The 17,940-nt window shown below is 70.6% G+C and carries 12 protein-coding genes; 3 read left to right on the plus strand and 9 right to left on the minus strand.

The features are described from left to right. Positions 1–10: 10 nt before the first annotated feature. The 3 genes from ACPWT1_RS12800 to ACPWT1_RS12810 all read right to left on the minus strand — a co-directional run bounded on the left by ACPWT1_RS12800 (position 11) and on the right by ACPWT1_RS12810 (position 6,748). The gene (locus ACPWT1_RS12800; RefSeq protein ID WP_427911560.1) at positions 11–2,572 is read right to left on the minus strand and encodes a circularly permuted type 2 ATP-grasp protein; all 2,562 of its coding nucleotides are present in this window, start codon (positions 2,570–2,572) and stop codon (positions 11–13) included. A gap of 42 nt (positions 2,573–2,614) precedes the next feature. After that, positions 2,615–3,010 (minus strand): DUF4148 domain-containing protein, encoded by a 396-nt coding sequence (locus tag ACPWT1_RS12805; protein ID WP_427911561.1) that lies wholly within the window; start codon positions 3,008–3,010, stop codon positions 2,615–2,617. Between the two features lie 282 nt (positions 3,011–3,292). Beyond that, positions 3,293–6,748, minus strand: coding sequence for a DUF2126 domain-containing protein (locus tag ACPWT1_RS12810; protein WP_427911562.1), 3,456 nt, complete (start codon positions 6,746–6,748; stop codon positions 3,293–3,295). A 156-nt stretch (positions 6,749–6,904) separates the two neighbouring features. Here ACPWT1_RS12810 and ACPWT1_RS12815 point away from each other — a divergent pair, with 156 nt between their 5' ends. The 3 genes from ACPWT1_RS12815 to ACPWT1_RS12825 are packed head-to-tail and all read left to right on the plus strand — an operon-like array spanning position 6,905 to position 11,826. Then, positions 6,905–9,322, plus strand: a complete 2,418-nt coding sequence (locus tag ACPWT1_RS12815) for a DNA internalization-related competence protein ComEC/Rec2 (protein ID WP_427911563.1) — start codon at positions 6,905–6,907, stop codon at positions 9,320–9,322. 45 nt (positions 9,323–9,367) lie between these two features. Beyond that, positions 9,368–10,864 carry a circularly permuted type 2 ATP-grasp protein gene (locus ACPWT1_RS12820; RefSeq protein ID WP_427911564.1) on the plus strand — a complete coding sequence of 499 codons (1,497 nt, stop codon included), beginning with the start codon at positions 9,368–9,370 and terminating at the stop codon, positions 10,862–10,864. Positions 10,865–10,866: 2 nt separating this feature from the next. Beyond that, the gene (locus ACPWT1_RS12825) at positions 10,867–11,826 is read left to right on the plus strand and encodes an alpha-E domain-containing protein (RefSeq protein ID WP_427911565.1); all 960 of its coding nucleotides are present in this window, start codon (positions 10,867–10,869) and stop codon (positions 11,824–11,826) included. 346 nt (positions 11,827–12,172) lie between these two features. On the opposite strand, the gene ACPWT1_RS12830 is transcribed toward ACPWT1_RS12825, so the two are convergent. From ACPWT1_RS12830 to ACPWT1_RS12855, 6 genes are read right to left on the minus strand one after another with little or no spacing between them, the layout of a single operon-like run. Next, positions 12,173–12,520, minus strand: a complete 348-nt coding sequence (locus ACPWT1_RS12830) for a hypothetical protein (protein WP_427911566.1) — start codon at positions 12,518–12,520, stop codon at positions 12,173–12,175. Then, positions 12,478–12,801, minus strand: coding sequence for an HD domain-containing protein (locus tag ACPWT1_RS12835; protein WP_427911567.1), 324 nt, complete (start codon positions 12,799–12,801; stop codon positions 12,478–12,480). Before ACPWT1_RS12835 ends, ACPWT1_RS12830 begins: the two co-directional genes overlap by 43 nt. After that, positions 12,798–13,892, minus strand: a complete 1,095-nt coding sequence (gene mltB, locus ACPWT1_RS12840) for a lytic murein transglycosylase B (protein ID WP_427911568.1) — start codon at positions 13,890–13,892, stop codon at positions 12,798–12,800. Before mltB ends, ACPWT1_RS12835 begins: the two co-directional genes overlap by 4 nt. Further along, positions 13,889–15,946, minus strand: coding sequence for a transglutaminaseTgpA domain-containing protein (locus ACPWT1_RS12845; protein WP_427911569.1), 2,058 nt, complete (start codon positions 15,944–15,946; stop codon positions 13,889–13,891). Before ACPWT1_RS12845 ends, mltB begins: the two co-directional genes overlap by 4 nt. Continuing rightward, positions 15,940–16,992, minus strand: coding sequence for a DUF58 domain-containing protein (locus ACPWT1_RS12850; protein WP_427911570.1), 1,053 nt, complete (start codon positions 16,990–16,992; stop codon positions 15,940–15,942). The genes ACPWT1_RS12845 and ACPWT1_RS12850 overlap by 7 nt, the downstream gene beginning before the upstream one ends. Beyond that, positions 16,992–17,912, minus strand: a complete 921-nt coding sequence (locus ACPWT1_RS12855) for an AAA family ATPase (RefSeq protein ID WP_427911571.1) — start codon at positions 17,910–17,912, stop codon at positions 16,992–16,994. The genes ACPWT1_RS12850 and ACPWT1_RS12855 overlap by 1 nt, the downstream gene beginning before the upstream one ends. Positions 17,913–17,940 lie beyond the last annotated feature (28 nt).

Raw genomic sequence — 17,940 nt, forward strand, 5'->3', positions numbered from 1 at the left:
GGGGAACGGGTCAGGCGCCGACGCTCACGCGCGGCTCCGTGGAGTGGGTGAAGTAGCGCGCGCCCAGGTCGTCCGACAGCTGCCAGGCCGCACGGGCGCAGTCGTCCAGCAGCGGCAGCAGCGTTTCCGTGCGGCACAGCGCGTCCAGCGTCCAGCCGGCGGGATCGGGCACCGTGAGCGCGATGCCGGGCACCTGGCCGGGCGCGGAGCCTTCCAGACGCGCGAGACGGCCACGCAGCGTCTGCGCCACCCAGGCCAGCGAGCGCGGGTTGTCGCGGTCCAGCACCAGCAGGTCGATCAGCGCCGGCAGGTCGTGCCGCTGCTGGTATTCGGCATGGAAGGTGATGGTGCTGTCGAACAGCGCGACCACCGCTTCGTAGCCGGCGTCGTCGTGCACCGCGCCGGTCGTGAACGCCATGGCCAGCGCCGATGCGAGGAAGCCGAACCGCTCGAGATGGCGGCCGGTGGACAGCAGGCGCCAGCCGTCGTCGCGCGTCATGCGGTCGGTCTGCGCCCCGGTCATCGCGGCCGTGTGCCCGGAGAGCGCCTCCAGCAGCCGCAGCGCCTCGACGGTCGAGTACTCGCCATCCTGCAGACCCTGCTGGCAGCCGCGCAGGAAGTCCTGGTCAGCGCGCACGACGAGGTTCCACTGTTCCAGCGAGATGCGATCGCGCACTGCCGACGCCGCATTGCGCAGCGCGCCGAGGTTGTAGCCGACACTGGTGGCGCGCTGGGTGTCGCCCAGCGCGGCGACCAGCGAGCGCTCGAACACGCGGCGCGACACCACGGGCGAGGGCACGTTGGGCAGCACCAGGCCATGTTCCTTGGCCAGCTCGCCCAGCCACGCCAGCAGCGGCTGCGACGACGCGTCCTCCCCGTTCAGGCTTTGCAGCGTGAGCCGCGCGAGGCGCGCCGTGTTCTCGGTGCGTTCGGTGTAGCGGCCCAGCCAGAACAGGTTCTCGGCCGAGCGGCTGGTGACGGTGCGCCCCCGATGCGAGGCCTGCGTGGCGGGGTGCCCGTGCTGCAGCAGGCTGGTCGTGTCGACGTCGCCCTCGGTGAGCACCCAGGTGTCGGCACTGCTGCCGCCGCGCTGCATCGTGGCGATGTCGGCCGTGTCGCCGGCGATGCGCGTGAGGCCGCCGGGCAGCACGCGCCAGCTGCCGCAGCCGTCGGACAGCGCGAACACGCGCAGCAGCGTCGAGCGCGGCGTGAGGCGCCCGTTCTTCCACGTCGGCATCTGCGAGAGCGGCAGGTACGCCTGCACCGTGTGTTCGTCGGGTTCGCGTGCGATGCGACCGGCCCACTCGTCCAGCTCGCGCCGCGCCAGGTGCCGGCCCAACACGGCCGATGCGGTGGATCCGAAGGTGGGCTTGATCACGCCTGCATCCAGCTGTGGCAGGGCCGCGTCCAGCGCCGCACGCTCGCCGCACCACCAGGTGGGAATCGACGGCAGCGCCAGCTCCTCGCCCAGCAGGTGACGCGCCAGCCCGGGCAGGAAGCCGAGCAGGGCCGGCGATTCGAGGAAGCCCGAGCCCGGCGCGTTGGCCACCAGCACATTGCCGGCGCGGATCGCCTGCAGCAGGCCGGGCACGCCCAGGCGCGAATCGGACCGCAGCTCCAGCGGGTCGAGGAACTCGTCGTCCAGGCGCTTGAGGATGCCGTGCACCGGTTCCAGGCCGCGCAGCGTCTTGAGGAACAGGCGCTGGCCGCGCACCGTGAGGTCGCTGCCTTCGACCAGCGTCAGGCCCAGGTAGCGCGCCAGGTAGGCATGCTCGAAGTAGGTCTCGTTGTACGGGCCCGGCGTCAGCAGCACGATGCGCGCATCGGCTCCGGCCGGGCTCATGGCGCAGAGGCCGTCGAACAGCGCGCGGTAGGTGGCGGCCAGGCGCTGCACCTTCAGCGCGCTGAATGCGGCGGGGAACGAGCGCGACGTGATCAGCCGGTTCTCGAGCAGGTAGCCCAGGCCCGAGGGCGCCTGCGTGCGCTGCGACACGACCCACCACTGGCCTTGGGGATCGCGGGCGAGGTCGAACGCGGCGATGTGCAGGAACATGCCGCCGGCCGGCTGCACGCCGTGCATGGGCCGCAGGTAGCCGGGCTGGCCGTGCACGAGCGCGGGCGGCAGCAGGTTGCGGGCGAGCAGCTGCTGCGGGCCGTAGACGTCGGCCATCACGCGATCGAGCAGGCGCGCGCGCTGCAGCACGCCGGCTTCGATGCGCTGCCAGCTGTCGGGCGTGAGGATCAGGGGAAAGAGGTCGAGCGACCAGGGCCGCTGCGGGCCGTCGGCATCGGCGTAGACGTTGTACGTGATGCCGTTGTCGCGAACCTGGCGCGACAGGTTCAGCAGCTGCAGGTCGAGGTCGGCGAAGCCGCCGGGGCCCAGGTGCTCGAAGAAGCGGGCCCACACCGGTGCGATGGTGTTGTCACGTCCGCGCGGCTGGCCCGGACGCGCCATGGCGCCGCGCAACTCGTCGAAGTGGCCGGCGGTCGCGGGCGGCGCGAGGGCCGCCGCCAGGTGGGCGGGATGGTCGTCGGCCGTGTCGCCGAAGAGCGAGTCGAGGGGCGTGTCCACGTCACCGCGATTGTCCCACCGCGGGCGTGGACAGCCGCGCTGTCAGCGGACCTGCGCGGCGTTGCCGTTGCTGGCCAGGTTCGCGTTGGCGGGCACGCCGCGGCCGCTGTTCTGCGCCAGGTAGGCAGAGCCGCTGTCCTCGCCGGTGAAGGCGGCGACGGCGTCACGGTCGGCGATGTAGGCCGCGGTCACGTCGGCACGGGTGGCCTGGCTCTTGAACTTGGTCAGCGGGTCGTAGCGGAACGACCAGGGGCTCACCGGGTACTCGGCGCGGAACTGCACCAGTTCGTCCTGCACCTGCGCGCGGGTCTTGGCGGGCGCGTACGCGTCGGCTTGGCCACCTTCCTGGCCGTAGGGCGTGGTCTGCGCGAAGGCGGTGCCGCCCGCGGCGAGCGTGGCGACGGCGAAAGCGGTGGCGATGAGCGAGCGGACTTGCATGATGGTTTCCTTTCGGGTGACTGTCGGTTTCTTCGGTTGGCGGGTCTTTCTGAACCCGTGACGTCACTGTAGGAAGGCATCGTGAGATGACGCTTAGGGAAGTCTTAGCTGGGAATGAGGGAGCCCAGTGTCATTGCGGGCTCGACCCGCAATCCAGTGCGGTGGCTGGACAAGCGCGGCGCTGGATCCCGGGTCAAGCCCGGGATGACAGACCTTGGGGGCACTTGGCGGCCCTGCCAGGCACCGGCTGCCGCGCGCCCCGAACGCTCAGCCCACCACGCTCTACACCGCCCGCCGCAAGTCCAGCGTGAACGGAAACTCCCGGCTGCCGGGAACATCGATCGTCGCCGGCGGTACCTGCACCTGCCCCGGCGTATGTCCCATGCGAGAAAAGCGCGCAAGCCGCCGACTCTCCGCCTCATAGGCATTGACGGGGAAGGTCATGTAGTTCCGGCCCCCCGGATGCGCCACGTGGTATTGGCACCCACCCAGAGAGCGTTGCATCCACGTGTCGACGATGTCGAACGTCAGCGGGGCATGCACGCCGATCGTGGGATGCAGGGCCGACGCAGGCGCCCAGGCCTTGTAGCGAACGCCCGCAACGAACTCGCCTGCGACGCCCGTCGGCTGCAGCGGCACTGCACGTCCATTCACGGTCACCACGTAGCGGCTTTCGTTGAGCCCGGTGACCCGCACCTCGATGCGCTCCAGCGACGAGTCGACGTAGCGCACGGTGCCGCCGATCGCGCCTTCCTCGCCCATGACGTGCCAGGGCTCCAGCGCGTTGCGCAACGTCAGCTCCACGCCCGCGGCCTGCACCTGCCCCACCAGCGGGAAGCGGAACTCGAAGTGCGGCGCGAACCAGGCGGGATCGAACGCGTAGCCCGCCTCGCGCAGCTCGGCGAGCACGTCGTGCAGGTCGGCCTGCACGAACGTCGGCAGCAGCCAGCGGTCGTGCAGCTGCGTGCCCCAGCGCGTGACCGGGGCGCGATAAGGCTGCTTCCAGAACCGCGCGACCAGTGCCCGCAGCAGCAACTGCTGCACGATGCTCATGCGCGCGTGCGGCGGCATCTCGAACGCGCGCAGCTCCAGCAGTCCCAGGCGGCCGGTGGCCGAATCGGGCGAGTACAGCTTGTCGATGCAGAACTCGCTGCGGTGCGTGTTGCCGGTCACGTCGACCAGCACGTTGCGCAGCGTCCGGTCCACCAGCCACGGCGGCATGTGCTCGCCATGCACTTCGCGCGCGCGTTCGATCTCGCGCAGCGCGATCTCCAGCTCGTACAGCTGGTCGTTGCGCGCTTCGTCCACGCGTGGCGCCTGCGACGTCGGCCCGATGAACAGGCCCGAGAAGAGATACGACAGCGACGGATGGTTGTGCCAGTACAGCAGCAGGCTGGCCAGCAGCTCGGGCCTGCGCAGGAACGGCGAGTCGGCTGGCGTCGCGCCGCCCAGCACGAAGTGGTTGCCGCCGCCGGTGCCCGTGTGGCGGCCATCGGTCATGAACTTCTCGGCCGACAGGCGCGTCTCGAACGCCGCCTGGTACAGGAACTCGGTGTGGTCGACCAGCTCGGCCCAGTCGTGGGCGGGATGGATGTTCACCTCGATCACGCCCGGGTCCGGCGTCACCTGCAGCAGCTTCAGGCGTGGGTCTCGCGGCGGCGGATAGCCCTCCACCACGATCTTCACGCGCAGTTCGGCAGCCGTTGCCTCGACCGCCGCGAGCAGGTCGAGGTAGTCGGCCACGTCGGCCAGCGGCGGCATGAACACGTACAGCACGCCGTGCTTCTCGCCCACGAGTTCGGCCTTCGGTCCGTTGGCACGGCGCGGGTCGCGTGCTTCCACGCACAGTGCCGTGCGCGCCAGGTCCTTGGCGGATTCGAAGCGCCGCGGCGGTGTGGCCGGGCGCGCGGGTCCGTCGCCGCGAGCGCCCGCGTCGCCGTGCCCGCCGCGCCGGTCCTGCCACGCCCGCGGTGCTTCGCTGGCTGCAGATGCCGGCCCTTGCGCGTACCGGCCCTGCACGACTTCGGTCGGGGCCAGCGGCGCACGCGGTGCGCTCGGGTCCTGCTCGACGAGGTACGGGTAGTCCGCCTTGCTCACCCACGGCAGCGAATCGAGCGGCAGCCGGTAGCCCATCGGCGAGTCGCCCGGCACCAGGTACATGCGCTCGTCGCGCAGGAACCAGGGTGCGCTCGTCCACGCCGTGCCGGCAGCCGCAGGCGAGCCTTCACGCGGCTCGGCCTGCAGCGGCAGCGCGTAGCCCACCACCTGGCCGAGCTTCTGGTCGAACACGCGGCGCAGGCGGGCGCGTTCCAGCTCGTCGTCCAGGCGCGCGTCGAACGGATCGACGTTCACCGGCAGCCTGCGTTCGCGCCACAGGTAGTAGAAGACGTCCTCGTAGCCGGCTTGCACGTGGCGATCCGTGACGCCCAGGCGCCTCGCGAGCGCACCGATGAAGCGCCTCGCGTCTTCGCTGGTGTAGGCATGCGGCTCGCGCTCATCGGCGAACAGCGACGGGTCGCGCCAGCAAGGCTGGCCGTCGGCCCGCCAGTAGATCGACAGCGCCCAGCGCGGCAGCTGTTCGCCCGGATACCACTTGCCCTGGCCGAAGTGCTGGAAGCCGCCCTGGCCGTAGCGCTCGCGCAGGCGGTGCACCAGCTCGGTGGCATAGCCGCGCTTGGTGGGGCCGAGCGCATCGGTGTTCCATTCGCCGGCGTCGCGATCGCTGGTCGCGACGAACGTCGGCTCGCCGCCCATGGTGAGGCGCACGTCGCCGGCCTGCAGGTCGCGGTCGACCGCTTCGCCCAGCGCCAGCACGTCGCGCCACTGCCCGTCGGTGTAGGGCTTCGTCACGCGCGGCGACTCGTGGATGCGCGTGACCTGCATGTGGTGGCTGAAGTCCACCTCGGCCTCGTCGATCAGGCCTTCGATGGGCGCCGCGCTCGAAGGCTGCGGCGTGCAGGCCAGCGGGATGTGGCCTTCGCCCGCGAGAAGGCCCGAGGTCGGATCCAGGCCGATCCATCCCGCGCCGGCCAGGTACACCTCGCACCAGGCGTGCAGGTCGGTGAAGTCGACGGCCGTGCCGCTTGGACCGTCGAGCGCCTTCACGTCCGGCGCGAGCTGGATCAGGTAGCCGGACACGAAGCGCGCGGCCAGCCCCAGGTGGCGCAGCAGCTGCACCAGCAGCCAGCCCGAATCGCGGCAGGAACCACTGCCGCTGCGCAGCGTCTCTTCGGGCGACTGCACGCCGGGCTCCATGCGGATCAGGTAGCGGACGTCGCTTTGCACCTGCTGGTTCAAGGCCACGAGGAAGTCGATGGTCGGCCGCGCCTTGCGGTCGACGCGATCGAGATAGGCCTTCACCAGCGGCGTCGCGGCGTCAGGTGCGAGATACGGCGCGAGTTCCTGCGCCACCGACGGCTCGTAGCGGAACGGAAAGGTCTCTGCGCTCGGCTCGAGGAAGAAGTCGAACGGGTTGTAGACCGCCATCTCCACCACCAGGTCGACGGTGACCTTGAATTCGGTGGTGGGCTCGGGAAACACCAACCGCGCCTGGTAGTTGGCGAACGGGTCCTGCTGCCAGTTGGTGAAGTGCTTCGCGGGCTCCACGCGCAGCGAGTACGACAGCACCTTGCTGCGGCAATGCGGCGCGGGACGCAGCCGCACCACCTGGGGCCCGAGCCGCACCGGCCGGTCGTAGCGGTAGTGCGTGACGTGGTTCAGTGCGGCGTGGATGGACATGAAGGCATGCTACCTGCGACCGCCGCTGCATTGGGGCCGCGCGACCGCACGCGGTGGCACCGCGCCGGTGCGGGCGCAAGCCGCCGTGGTGCATCCTCCGATGCGACGAGGGGCAAGTCCCGACCACGAGGGCTTCGCGCGCATCGTTGAGCCCGGATGAGCGCACCCTCCTGGCCAGCCCGCCTGGGCATCCCGCTGTTGATCGGCGCCGTGGTGGGGCCGGCGGTGCAATTGCAGCAGCCGGACCTGTGGTCGCTGCACGCGTATGCAGCGATGGGCGTAGCGGCCATCCCGCTGCTGGTCGTGCTGGCCAGGGTCCGTGTGCGGTCCGTGCTGTTGCACGCAGTGCCGGCCTTTGCGCTCGCTGCCGTCGCTGGCTTCGCGCTTTGCGGTGGTCGCGCGGCGACGTTCGCGGCCACGGCACTCGACCCGGCCCTGGAAGGCCAGGACGTCACCGTGATCGGCACCATCGCCGCCATGCCGCAGCGCTCCGAGCTCGGGCTGCGATTCCGGTTCGAGGTCGAGTCGGCCCGGATCGGCGACCGGACGGTGTCCCTGCCGCCGCAGCTGTCCGTTGGCTGGTACGCAGGTCCATGGGCAGCGAGTGCGGGCGCCTTCGACGACCAGCGCCAGGCGCCCGGCCTGCGCGCCGGCGAACGCTGGCAATTCACCGTACGGCTGCGCGCACCGCATGGCAGCCTCAATCCCGGCGGGTTCGACTTCGAGCTGTGGATGTGGGAGCAGGGCCTGCAGGCCACTGGGCAGGTGCGCGCGGGCAAGGGCGATGCGCCCCCGCGACGTGTCGAGGCGACCTGGCGCCATCCCGTGGAGCAGGCGCGGCAGGCCACGCGCGATGCCATCGAGCAGCGGGTGACCGATCCGCAGGCGGCCGGCATCCTGGCGGCGCTGGTGGTAGGCGACCAGAATGCCATCGGCCGTGCCGACTGGGACGTGTTCCGCGCCACCGGCGTGGCGCACCTGATGTCGATCTCGGGCCTGCACGTGACCATGTTCGCGTGGGTCGCGGCGCTGGCGATCGGCGCGGCCTGGCGGCGCAGCGCCCGCCTGTGCCTTGCGTGGCCCGCGCCGCACGCCGCGCTGGTCGGCGGACTGGTGCTCGCCACCACCTATGCGCTGTTCAGCGGCTGGGGTGTTCCGGCCCAGCGCACGCTGCTGATGCTGGCGTGTGTCGGCGCGCTGCGGATCGCCGGATGCCGCTGGCCATGGCCCGTCACCTGGCTGGCCGCCGCCGCGGTCGTGGTCACCGTGGATCCATGGGCCTTGCTGCAGGCCGGCTTCTGGCTGAGCTTCGTGGCGGTGGGCGTGCTGTTCGCCACCGACCCGGGAATCCCGGAGCACCGGTCGCGCTGGTGGCAGAAGCCTGTGGGGCTGTTGCGCGAGCAGCTCGTGGTGACACTCGCCCTGGCGCCGCTGACGCTGCTGCTGTTCGGCCAGGTCTCGGTGATCGGGCTGGCTGCGAACCTCGTGGCGATCCCCTGGGTCACTCTGGTCGTCACGCCGCTCGCGATGGCGGGCGTGGTGCTGCCGATCGTGTGGGACCTGGCCGCCATCGCCGTGCAGGCGCTGGCGTGGGGCCTGCCGTGGCTGGCAGGCCTGCCGTTCGCGGTGTGGGCCGCACCAGTCCCGCCGCTGTGGGCCGGTGCGGCCGGCGTGCTCGGCGGTCTTCTTCTTGCGATGCGGCTGCCGTGGCCGTTGCGCGCGCTCGGGCTGCCGCTGTTGCTGCCCGTGTTGCTGTGGCAGGCACCGCGGCCGGCACCGGGCGAGTTCGAACTGCTCGCGGCCGACGTGGGGCAGGGCAATGCGGTGCTGGTGCGCACGGCCGCGCACACGCTGGTGTTCGACACCGGCCCGCGCTACGGCACCGATGGCGACGCCGGGCAACGGGTGCTCGTGCCGCTGCTGCGGGCCCTGGACGAACGGGTGGACACGGTCGTGTTGAGCCACCGCGACAGCGACCACACCGGCGGCGCGGCGTCGGTGCTGGCGACGCAGCCGCAGGCCGCGCTGCTCGCGTCGCTGGAACCGACGCACCCGCTGGCCGCCTTGCGTCCGTTGCAGCCGTGCCGCGCCGGCCAGCACTGGACCTGGGACGGCGTCGGCTTCCAGGTGCTGCATCCGAACGAAGCCGAAGCAGTCGCGGCGGCGAAACCCAACGCGGCCAGTTGCGTGCTGCGCATCGCGACCGCGACGCAGTCGGCGCTGCTGACCGGCGACATCGAGCAGCCGCAGGAAGCCGCGCTGCTGGCCCGCGGCGCGCCACTGCACGCGACGGTGCTGCTGGTCCCGCACCACGGCAGCCGCACCTCGTCGAGCGCCGCCTTCCTCGACGCCGTGCAGCCCCAATGGGCGATGGTCCAGGCGGGCTATCGCAACCGCTTCGGCCATCCGGCGCCCGACGTGATGGACCGCTACCTGGCGCGCGGCATCGACGTGGTCGATTCACCTCGATGCGGCGCGGCGACCTGGTCGACCGCGACACCCGGGGCGGTGCGCTGCCAGCGCGAGGCGGAAAGGCGCTACTGGCACCATCGTTTGCCCGCGTTGTCCCCCTGAACAAGGCCTGGTTGTTGCTATCCTGCGGCTGGGATGCCCCACGCCATGCAGAAATTCGACGAGATGTTCCAGCAGTTGCCCGACGGTGGGCCGCTGCAGTTCCAGACCCAGTCCATGGGCGGGATGAGCCAGACGCAGATGCAGGGGGTGCGGGGCCACTACCAGCGCTATGCCAACTGGCTGGCGCGCCAGCCGCAGGACGTGATGCGGGCGCGGCGCGAGGAAGCCGAGATGATCTTCCGCCGCGTCGGCATCACCTTCGCGGTCTACGGCGCCAAGGACGAGGACGGCGCCGGCACCGAGCGGCTGATCCCGTTCGACCTCATCCCGCGCATCATCCCGGCGGCCGAGTGGCGCCGGATGGAGCAGGGCCTGGTGCAGCGGGTCACGGCCCTCAACCGCTTCCTGCACGACGTCTACCACGAGCAGGAGATCCTGCAGGCCGGCGTCATCCCGCACGAGCAGGTTCTGAACAACGCGCAGTACCGCAAGGAGATGATGGGCGTCTACACGCCGCACCGCGTGTACTCGCACATCGCGGGCATCGACATCGTGCGCGCGCCCAACGCGCAGGGCGAGGGCGAGTACTACGTGCTGGAGGACAACCTGCGCGTGCCCAGCGGCGTGAGCTACATGCTCGAGGACCGCAAGATGATGATGCGGCTGTTCCCCGACCTGTTCAGCCAGCACCGCGTCGCCCCCGTCGCCCACTATCCCGACCTGCTGCTCGAGACGCTGCGCGCCTCGGCCCAGCCCGGCGCGCCCGATCCCACTGTGGTGGTCCTCACGCCCGGCATGTACAACAGCGCCTACTTCGAGCACGCGTTCCTGGCGCAGCAGATGGGCGTGGAACTGGTCGAGGGCCAGGACCTGTTCGTCAAGGACCGCTACGTCTACATGCGCACCACGCGCGGCCCGCGCCGGGTGGACGTCATCTACCGGCGCGTCGACGACGACTTCCTCGATCCCTCGGTGTTCCGGCCGACGTCGACGCTGGGCACCACCGGCCTGGTCGACGCCTACCGCGCCGGCAACGTGACGATCTGCAATGCCATCGGCACCGGCGTCGCCGACGACAAGTCGATCTATCCGTACGTGCCGAAGATGATCGAGTTCTACCTGGGCGAGAAGCCGATCCTCAACAACGTGCCCACGCACATGTGCCGCGATCCCGAGGACCTGAAGTACGTCCTGGCGAACCTGAAGGACCTGGTCGTCAAGGAGGTTCACGGTGCGGGCGGCTACGGCATGCTGGTCGGCCCCGCATCGACGAAGCAGGAAATCGAGGACTTCCGCAAGGCGATCGAGGCCAATCCCTCGGGCTACATCGCCCAGCCGACGCTCAGTCTCTCGTCGTGCCCGACGTTCGTCGACAGCGGCGTGGCCCCGCGCCACATCGACCTGCGGCCGTTCGTGCTCTCGGGCAAGGAGGTGCAGATGGTGCCGGGCGACCTGACGCGCGTCGCGCTGAAGGAGGGCTCGCTGGTGGTCAATTCGTCCCAGGGTGGCGGCACCAAGGACACCTGGATCCTGGAGGTGTGACGATGCTCTCCCGCACCGCCGACCACCTGTACTGGATGTCCCGCTACACCGAGCGTGCGGAGAACACCGCGCGCATGCTCGATGTGAACTACCAGACCTCGCTGCTGCCGCAATCGGCGGCGGTGGCGCAGGTCGGCTGGCAGGGGCTGCTGTCGATCAGCGAGCTCGTGCCGATGTACTCGCAGCGGCACAGCGATGTGACGTCGCAGGACGTGATGGAGTTCATGATCAAGGACGAGTCGAACCCGTCCTCGATCGTGTCGTGCCTGAAGGCCGCGCGCGAGAACGCACGTGCCGTGCGGGGCTCGCTCACCACCGAGGTGTGGGAGACGCAGAACCAGACCTGGCTGGAGCTCACGCGCATGCTGCGCAGCAACGAGTTCGAACGCGACCCGGGCCAGTTCTTCGAGTGGGTGAAGTTCCGCTCGCACCTGTCGCGCGGCGTGACGGTGGGCACGATGTTGATGGACGAGGCGCTGCACTTCATGCGCCTGGGCACCTTCCTCGAACGCGCCGACAACACGGCGCGGCTGGTCGACGTGAAGTTCCACGCGGTGCAGAGCGACTTCTTCGGCGCCGCCACCGAACAGGACCAGGAGTACGACTTCTACCATTGGAGCGCGATCCTGCGCAGCGTGTCCGGCTTCGAGATCTACCGCAAGGTGTACCGCGACGTGATCAAGCCCGAGCGCGTGGCCGACCTGCTGATCCTGCGCCCCGACATGCCGCGTTCGCTGCACGCCAGCATGATCGAGGTGGTGGCCAACCTGCAGATGGTGGCCAACGACCAGTCGGCCGAAACCCAGCGCCGCGCCGGCAAGCTGCGCGCCGACCTGCAGTACGGCAGCATCGACGAGATCCTGGCCACGGGGCTGCACGCGTTCCTCACGCAGTTCCTCGATCGCGTGAACGAACTGGGGTCGCGCATCAGCCGGGACTTCCTGGTGCCGGTGACGGGCTGAGTCTGGGCTTGCGGTTGTTTGTTGTCCGGGGAGCGCGGCAGACGGCGTCTGGCAGGGTCTCATACGGTGAGAGTCGCTTCGCCAAAGCTCGCTCCCGTCACCCAAATCGACCCTGCCAGACACCGCCTGCCGCGTGCCGGCACCGTGCGTGTTCGAACAGGGGCCCTCAGTGCCGCGAGGGTGTCATCCGGGCTTGACCCACGACCCAGCATGCGGGCGCCTTATTCCCGCCTTCGCGGGAATGACGGGACTTCGGAGAAGAGCAGAGCGGCCGGATGGCGGGTCGATCAAAGGCGCTGCCGCGCGCCCCCGGACTTGGAGCCCACGGGTGCGCACCACGATCAACTCACGCCGAGCCCGACAGGCCCTCTGCCGACCGCAGCAGGTTCTCCCTGGCGCGGGGTTCCAGCGCCTCACGATAAACCTGCGTCCCGTAGATGGCCGGCCGCGCCAGCATGCCCCTGACGAACTTCAGCCGCCCCTCACGAAACGTCGCATCGTCGACGTGCGCGTACTCCATCCGCACCTGCCGCTCGTACTCGTCGAAGCGCGAGTACGACGCCCCGAGGATCGACAGGTCGATGTCCAGCAGCAGCTGTGTGTCGATATCGTCGCTCGCGTGGTGGCCACTCGTGGCAAGCACCAGCGCGCTCACGCGATCGGCGATGGCGGTGTCGCAGCCCGCGGCGACCACGCTCGCGTGGTCCAGCGCGCGCTGCGCTGCTCGTTGTCGGTGCTGCGCGGGTCGTAGACGGCGTCGTGGAACCACAGCGCGAGCTCGATCTCGGCCGGCCGCTTGGCCAGCGTGCGCACGGCATCGGCATGGGCGAGGCACTCGCGCAGGTGCTGCAGCGTGTGGTAATGGCGGTGTCGTTCGCTGTACGCGGCCACCAGCTGGTTCATCAGCCCGCCGTTGACCATGTCCGCGCCCAGCTCGCGCCAGGTGGCGCGCCAGGCATCCAGCGCGATGGTCATGAGCCGCTCCGCTCGGCGGCCTGCTTCACCTCGCGTCCGAGCTCGATGACGGCCATCGCGTAGTAGGCCGACCAGTTGTAGCGCGTGATCACGTAGAAGTTCTCGGTGCCCGCGACGTAGGTGGGCGGATCGCCGCCGTTCTGCAACTCGACCAGCGCGAGCGGCCCTTCGTGCTTGACCGCGACGTCGTCCAGCACCGCCCCCTTGGCCAGGAAGGAAGGCACGTCGAACGTGGGCAGGATGTCGGGCGCGAGCAGGCCGTCCATGTCCCGGCGCTCGCTGTCGAACGTCACCGGGTAGTGCGTCGGCATGCCCGGCTTCCAACCGAAGCCCTTGAAGTAGTTGGCCACCGAGCCGATGGCGTCGGCCGGGCTTTGCCACAGGTCGATGCGGCCGTCGTCGTCGTAGTCGACCGCCCACTTGGCCCAGCTGCTGGGCATGAACTGCGGCATGCCCATCGCGCCGGCGTAGCTGCCCAGCGGCTTGGTCGGGTCGGCGTGCGGGCCGGCCTGCAGCGCGAGGAACTGCTCCAGCTCGCCGCGGAAGAACGCGGCGCGCTCGGCGGCGCGAGGATGCGCGCTGGGGAAATCGAACGAGAGCGTGGCCAGCGCATCGAGCACGCGGAACGTGCCCATCTGCTGGCCGTAGATGGTCTCCACGCCGATGATGCCGGCCACGATTTCCGGCGGCACGCCGTAGTCCTGCTCGGCCCGCGCGAGCGTCGCGCGGTTGGCCTGCCAGAACCGCACGCCGGCCTGGACGCGCACCGGGTCGATGAAGCGGCTGCGGTACACGGCCCAGTTCTTCGCGGTGCCGGTCGGTGCCGGTTGCATCAGCTTGACGACCACTGGCAGCAGCTGCGCCTGCGCGATGGCCGAGCGGGTCCAGCGGCGGTTGAGCGAGCGGCGCTCGGCCACCTCGTCGGCGAACTGCATCGCGTCCTCGCGGCCGGCATAGGGCGTGCCCTTGTCGGCCTTCGCTCTGGACGAGGTCTTGCGGCGGCGGCCGGGCTCCGTGGACTTGGCAGCCAGCGCGAGCGAAGGTACGAGAAGCGCCGCCAGGGCGGCGGCGACGAGGGAACGGCGGGTCATTGGGCGGCGGAGGGCCAGGAGAGGCGTTGCAATTCCCGCTGCAAGGCGGGCAGGGGGGCAGGGGCGTGGCGCGCATAGCGCTGCGCTTCCAGCCGCAGCAGCCAGTCTGCCAGCGGCTGCGCGGACGCGCCGAAACGATCGGTGACGGCCTGCGCCATCTGGCGCGGACCACTGGTGGCCGCGAGCGGCACGCCGGCCTGCACCAGTCGCGCGCGGACGCGGGCCAGCAGCCGCAGCCAGGGATCCTGGCGCTGGCGGTCCCACTTGGCCCAGGCGATGCCGCACAGCGTGACCGCGACCAGCAGCCCGATCAGCACCAGCGCCAGGTCGGCCCAGTCGGGCGAGCGGAAGCCCACGTTGCGCAGCAGGTCCAGCTGCCGGCTCTGCGTGTAGTTGAGGATCCACTGGTTCCAGCGGTTGTTGACCGCATCCCAGCCCTGGCGGAAGTTCACCAGCAGGCCAGGGCTCATGGTGGCAAAGGCGCTGGCGAACGCGCCCTGCGGCGCACGCAGCCGCTGCAGCGTGCCCATGCGACTCGGCGCCACCGCACCGGTCGGATCCACCCGCACCCAGCCGCGGCCGGCCAGCCACACCTCGGCCCAGGCATGCGCGTCGCTGTGGCGCACGACCCAGTAGCCGTCGACGGGGTTGAGCTCGCCGCCCTGATAGCCGGTGACGATGCGTGCGGGAATGTCCATCGCGCGCATCAGCACCACGAAGGCCGAGGCGATGTGTTCGCAGAAGCCTTCCTTGCGGTCGAACCAGAATTCGTCGGCGGTGTGCTCGCCGTACACGCCCGGATCCAGCGTGTAGACATAGCCGCCGGTGCGCAGGCGCTGCAGCGCGGCCTCCACCAGCGCCGGCTTGTCAGCCGCGCCGCCAGGCGCGCTGCGGATCATCTCGGTGGCCAGCTGCAGCGTGCGCGGATTGAAGCCCGCGGGCAGGTCGCGGTACTGCGGCAGAACGCCTGCCGCGCTGCCCTGTGCGCCGGCGCGGTAGTCCACCTGGCTCACGGCCGTGTAGCGCAGCAGGTCGGTGACCGGCCGCCGCGAGGACCACTGCAGCTCGCCCCCTGGAACGGCTTCGAGGCCGGGCGCTGCCGGCGGCTGGATGGCGGCGTCCAGCACCGGCAGCCAGGGCCGGTTGTTCGCTTCCAGCGTGACGGTGTAGCGCACCTCCGGCCCGAAGGCTTGCAGCCTCACGGGCGGCAGCAGGGCGGCTGCATCGGCGCCGGGCCGGGACACCAGCGGTCGCCATTCGCGGCCATCGAAGCTCGAGAGCACCGGGCCGCGGAAGTACATGAGCGGGCCGGGCGGCGGCGGGCCGTCGAAGCGCACGCGCATCGCGATGCCCTCCTCCAGCGCCAGCTGGGCGACGGTGCCCACCTGCATGGTGGCCGACAGTCCGCTGCGTCCGGTCATGCCGTCGCCGGGAAGGCCCCACAGCGGCGCCAGGCGCGGGAACAGCACGAACAGCACGGCCATGATCGGCGCACCGAGCAGCGCCATCCAGCCGGCGGTGCGCGCCGCATGGGCCAGCGGCGGGCGGCCGACCGGCATGTGCGCGTTGACCAGCGCGGTGAGCAGTCCCAGCAGCCCGACCAGCATCGCTCCCGCCGTCGCCAGCGACTGCGAGAAGAAGAAGTTGGTGAGCATCGTGAAGAAGCCGAGGAAGAACACCACGAAGGCATCGCGGCGCGCGCGCAACTCCAGCGTCTTCAGCGCGAGGAGCACGACGATCAGCGTGACGCCCGCATCGCGCCCGAGCAGCGTCCGGTGGGTGGCGAACGTGGCGGCCAGTGTCGCCACCAGCAGGACCAGCAGCCAGCGCGTGCGGGGCAGGGGCGAACCGCGCACGGCAAGGCGGCCACGCCAGGCCAGGACGATGGCCGTGAGCGCGGTGCACCACAGCGGCAGGCGACTGACCTGCGGCAGCACGAGCCATCCGATCACGACGAGAAGGAACAGCGTGTCGCGCGCTTCGCGCGGCAGCGCGCGCAGGCGGGCGAGCGGCGAGCGCGCCGTGAGGCCGGTGCCGGCAGCGGTGGTCAGCACAGCGCGAGCGCCTCCAGGCAGCGGCGGCGATGCGCCTCGCCGGTGTCGGGCCGCAGCTGCACGCCGGGAAGGCGCAGGCCGTAGTCCAGCCCCAGCTTGTCGGCCTGCAGCACCCACGCGGCGAGCCGGCCCAGTCGGGCTTCCGGATCGAGCACGCCGCATTGCGCGAAGTCCAGCCACAGCTCGCGCCGCTGCGCCTGCTGGCTGTCGCGGCTGACCAGTTCGTCGGACTTGGCGACCTTCTTCCAGACCACCATCTTCATCGGGTCGCCGCGGCGGTAGGCACGCACGCCGTCGAACTCGCCGCCCGACTGCACGCGCGACGGCCCCGAGGTGCCGGCGCGAGGCTCGCCCTCCGGCAATGGCGGCGGCAGCTTCTCGGGCGCGGGATAGACGAGCACCTGGGTGGCGGGGCGCCACACCGTCCAGACCCGGAACGTACCTAGCGGGAACCGCGTCTCGGCGGTGAGCGGCGGCACCCGGTGCAGGCCGCGCCGCAATGGCTGGAAGGCGACCGACACGGTGGCGCTGCCCAGGCCCGGGACGTCCGTCCAGGCCCAGCGGTCCTCATGCGTGGCGTCGAGCACCGCCAGGCCGATGCCGTAGCGCGTCGCCTTCCGCGGGTTGGTGAGCTGGATGCGCAGCGGCGCGTTCTGGCCCGCGAACACCGGTTCGGGCGCACCGAGCGCCAGCGTCAGGCCGCGCAACGTGGCATGGCACACATGCATGCCCACGATCGCACTGCCGGCGAGCAGGAAGGTGAGCAGGTAGCCCAGGTTCAGCTGGTAGTTGATCGATGCGATCAGCAGGACGATCAGCGTGGCCGCGAGCATCAGCCCGGGCCGCGTGGGCAGGATGTAGACGTTGCGCTGGCTGAGCGTGAGCGTGTCCGTCAGCGGCAGGCGCGCCTGCCACCACTGGCGGAAACGCTGGCGGGTGAATGTGATGGGGTTCAATGCGCGGGCCACCGTGGAACCGGCTTCGCCGGGCCACTGGTGGCGCCCCCTCGAGGGGGAGGCGCCGAAGGTGCTTCGGGGGAGGGCCATTACGGGAGGGGTACCGCCTCCATCATCGCGCGCACCTGCTCGATCGGACCGCGGCCGGCATCGCCCACCGGCACCAGGCGATGCGCGATGGTCTGCGCCAGGATCGCCTGCACGTCATCCGGCGCGACGTAGTCGCGGCCGGAGAGCAGGGCCTGCGCCTTGGCCGCACGCACCAGTGCGATGCCGGCGCGCGGCGACAGTCCCTGCAGGAACCAGCGGCCCGAGCGCGTCGCCGCGACCAGGTCCTGCACGTAATTGAGCAGCGGGTCGGCGGTGTGGACCTCCAGCACGCGGCGCTGCAGCCAGTCGAGGTCGAGCGGCGTCAGGCGGCTGTTGAGACTGGCGACCATGTCGCGGCGATCGGCGCCGGCCAGCAGCTGGCGCTCGGCAGCCCGGTCCGGATAGCCCAGCGAGATGCGCATCAGGAAGCGGTCGAGCTGGGACTCGGGCAAGGCGAAGGTGCCCAGCTGGTCGTGCGGGTTCTGGGTGGCGATGACGAAGAAGGGCGCGGGCAGCGCGCGCGTCTCGCCTTCGATGGTGACCTGCTTCTCCTCCATCGCCTCGAGCAGCGCGCTCTGCGTCTTCGGACTGGCGCGGTTGATCTCGTCGGCCAGCAGCACCTGGGCGAAGATGGGACCGGGGTGGAAGACGAAGGCTTCCTTGCCGCGCTCGTAGATGGACACGCCGGACAGGTCGCTGGGCATCAGGTCGGCGGTGAACTGCACGCGCGAGAAATGCAGGCCGAACGAGCGCGCCAGTGCATGGGCCAGGGTGGTCTTGCCGACGCCCGGGACGTCCTCGATCAGCAGGTGGCCGCCAGCCAACAGGCAGGCCACGCAGTCGCGCACCTGGTCGGGCTTGCCCACGATCACCGTGTTAAGCTGGTCCAGCAACGCTCTGAGTTTTTGTTGGGCTTCCATCAGGGCCAGACGTTATCCGAATTTCCGC

It is taken from the genome of Ramlibacter sp. MMS24-I3-19, from assembly GCF_050320135.1.
Classification (GTDB): Bacteria; Pseudomonadota; Gammaproteobacteria; order Burkholderiales; family Burkholderiaceae_C; genus Ramlibacter.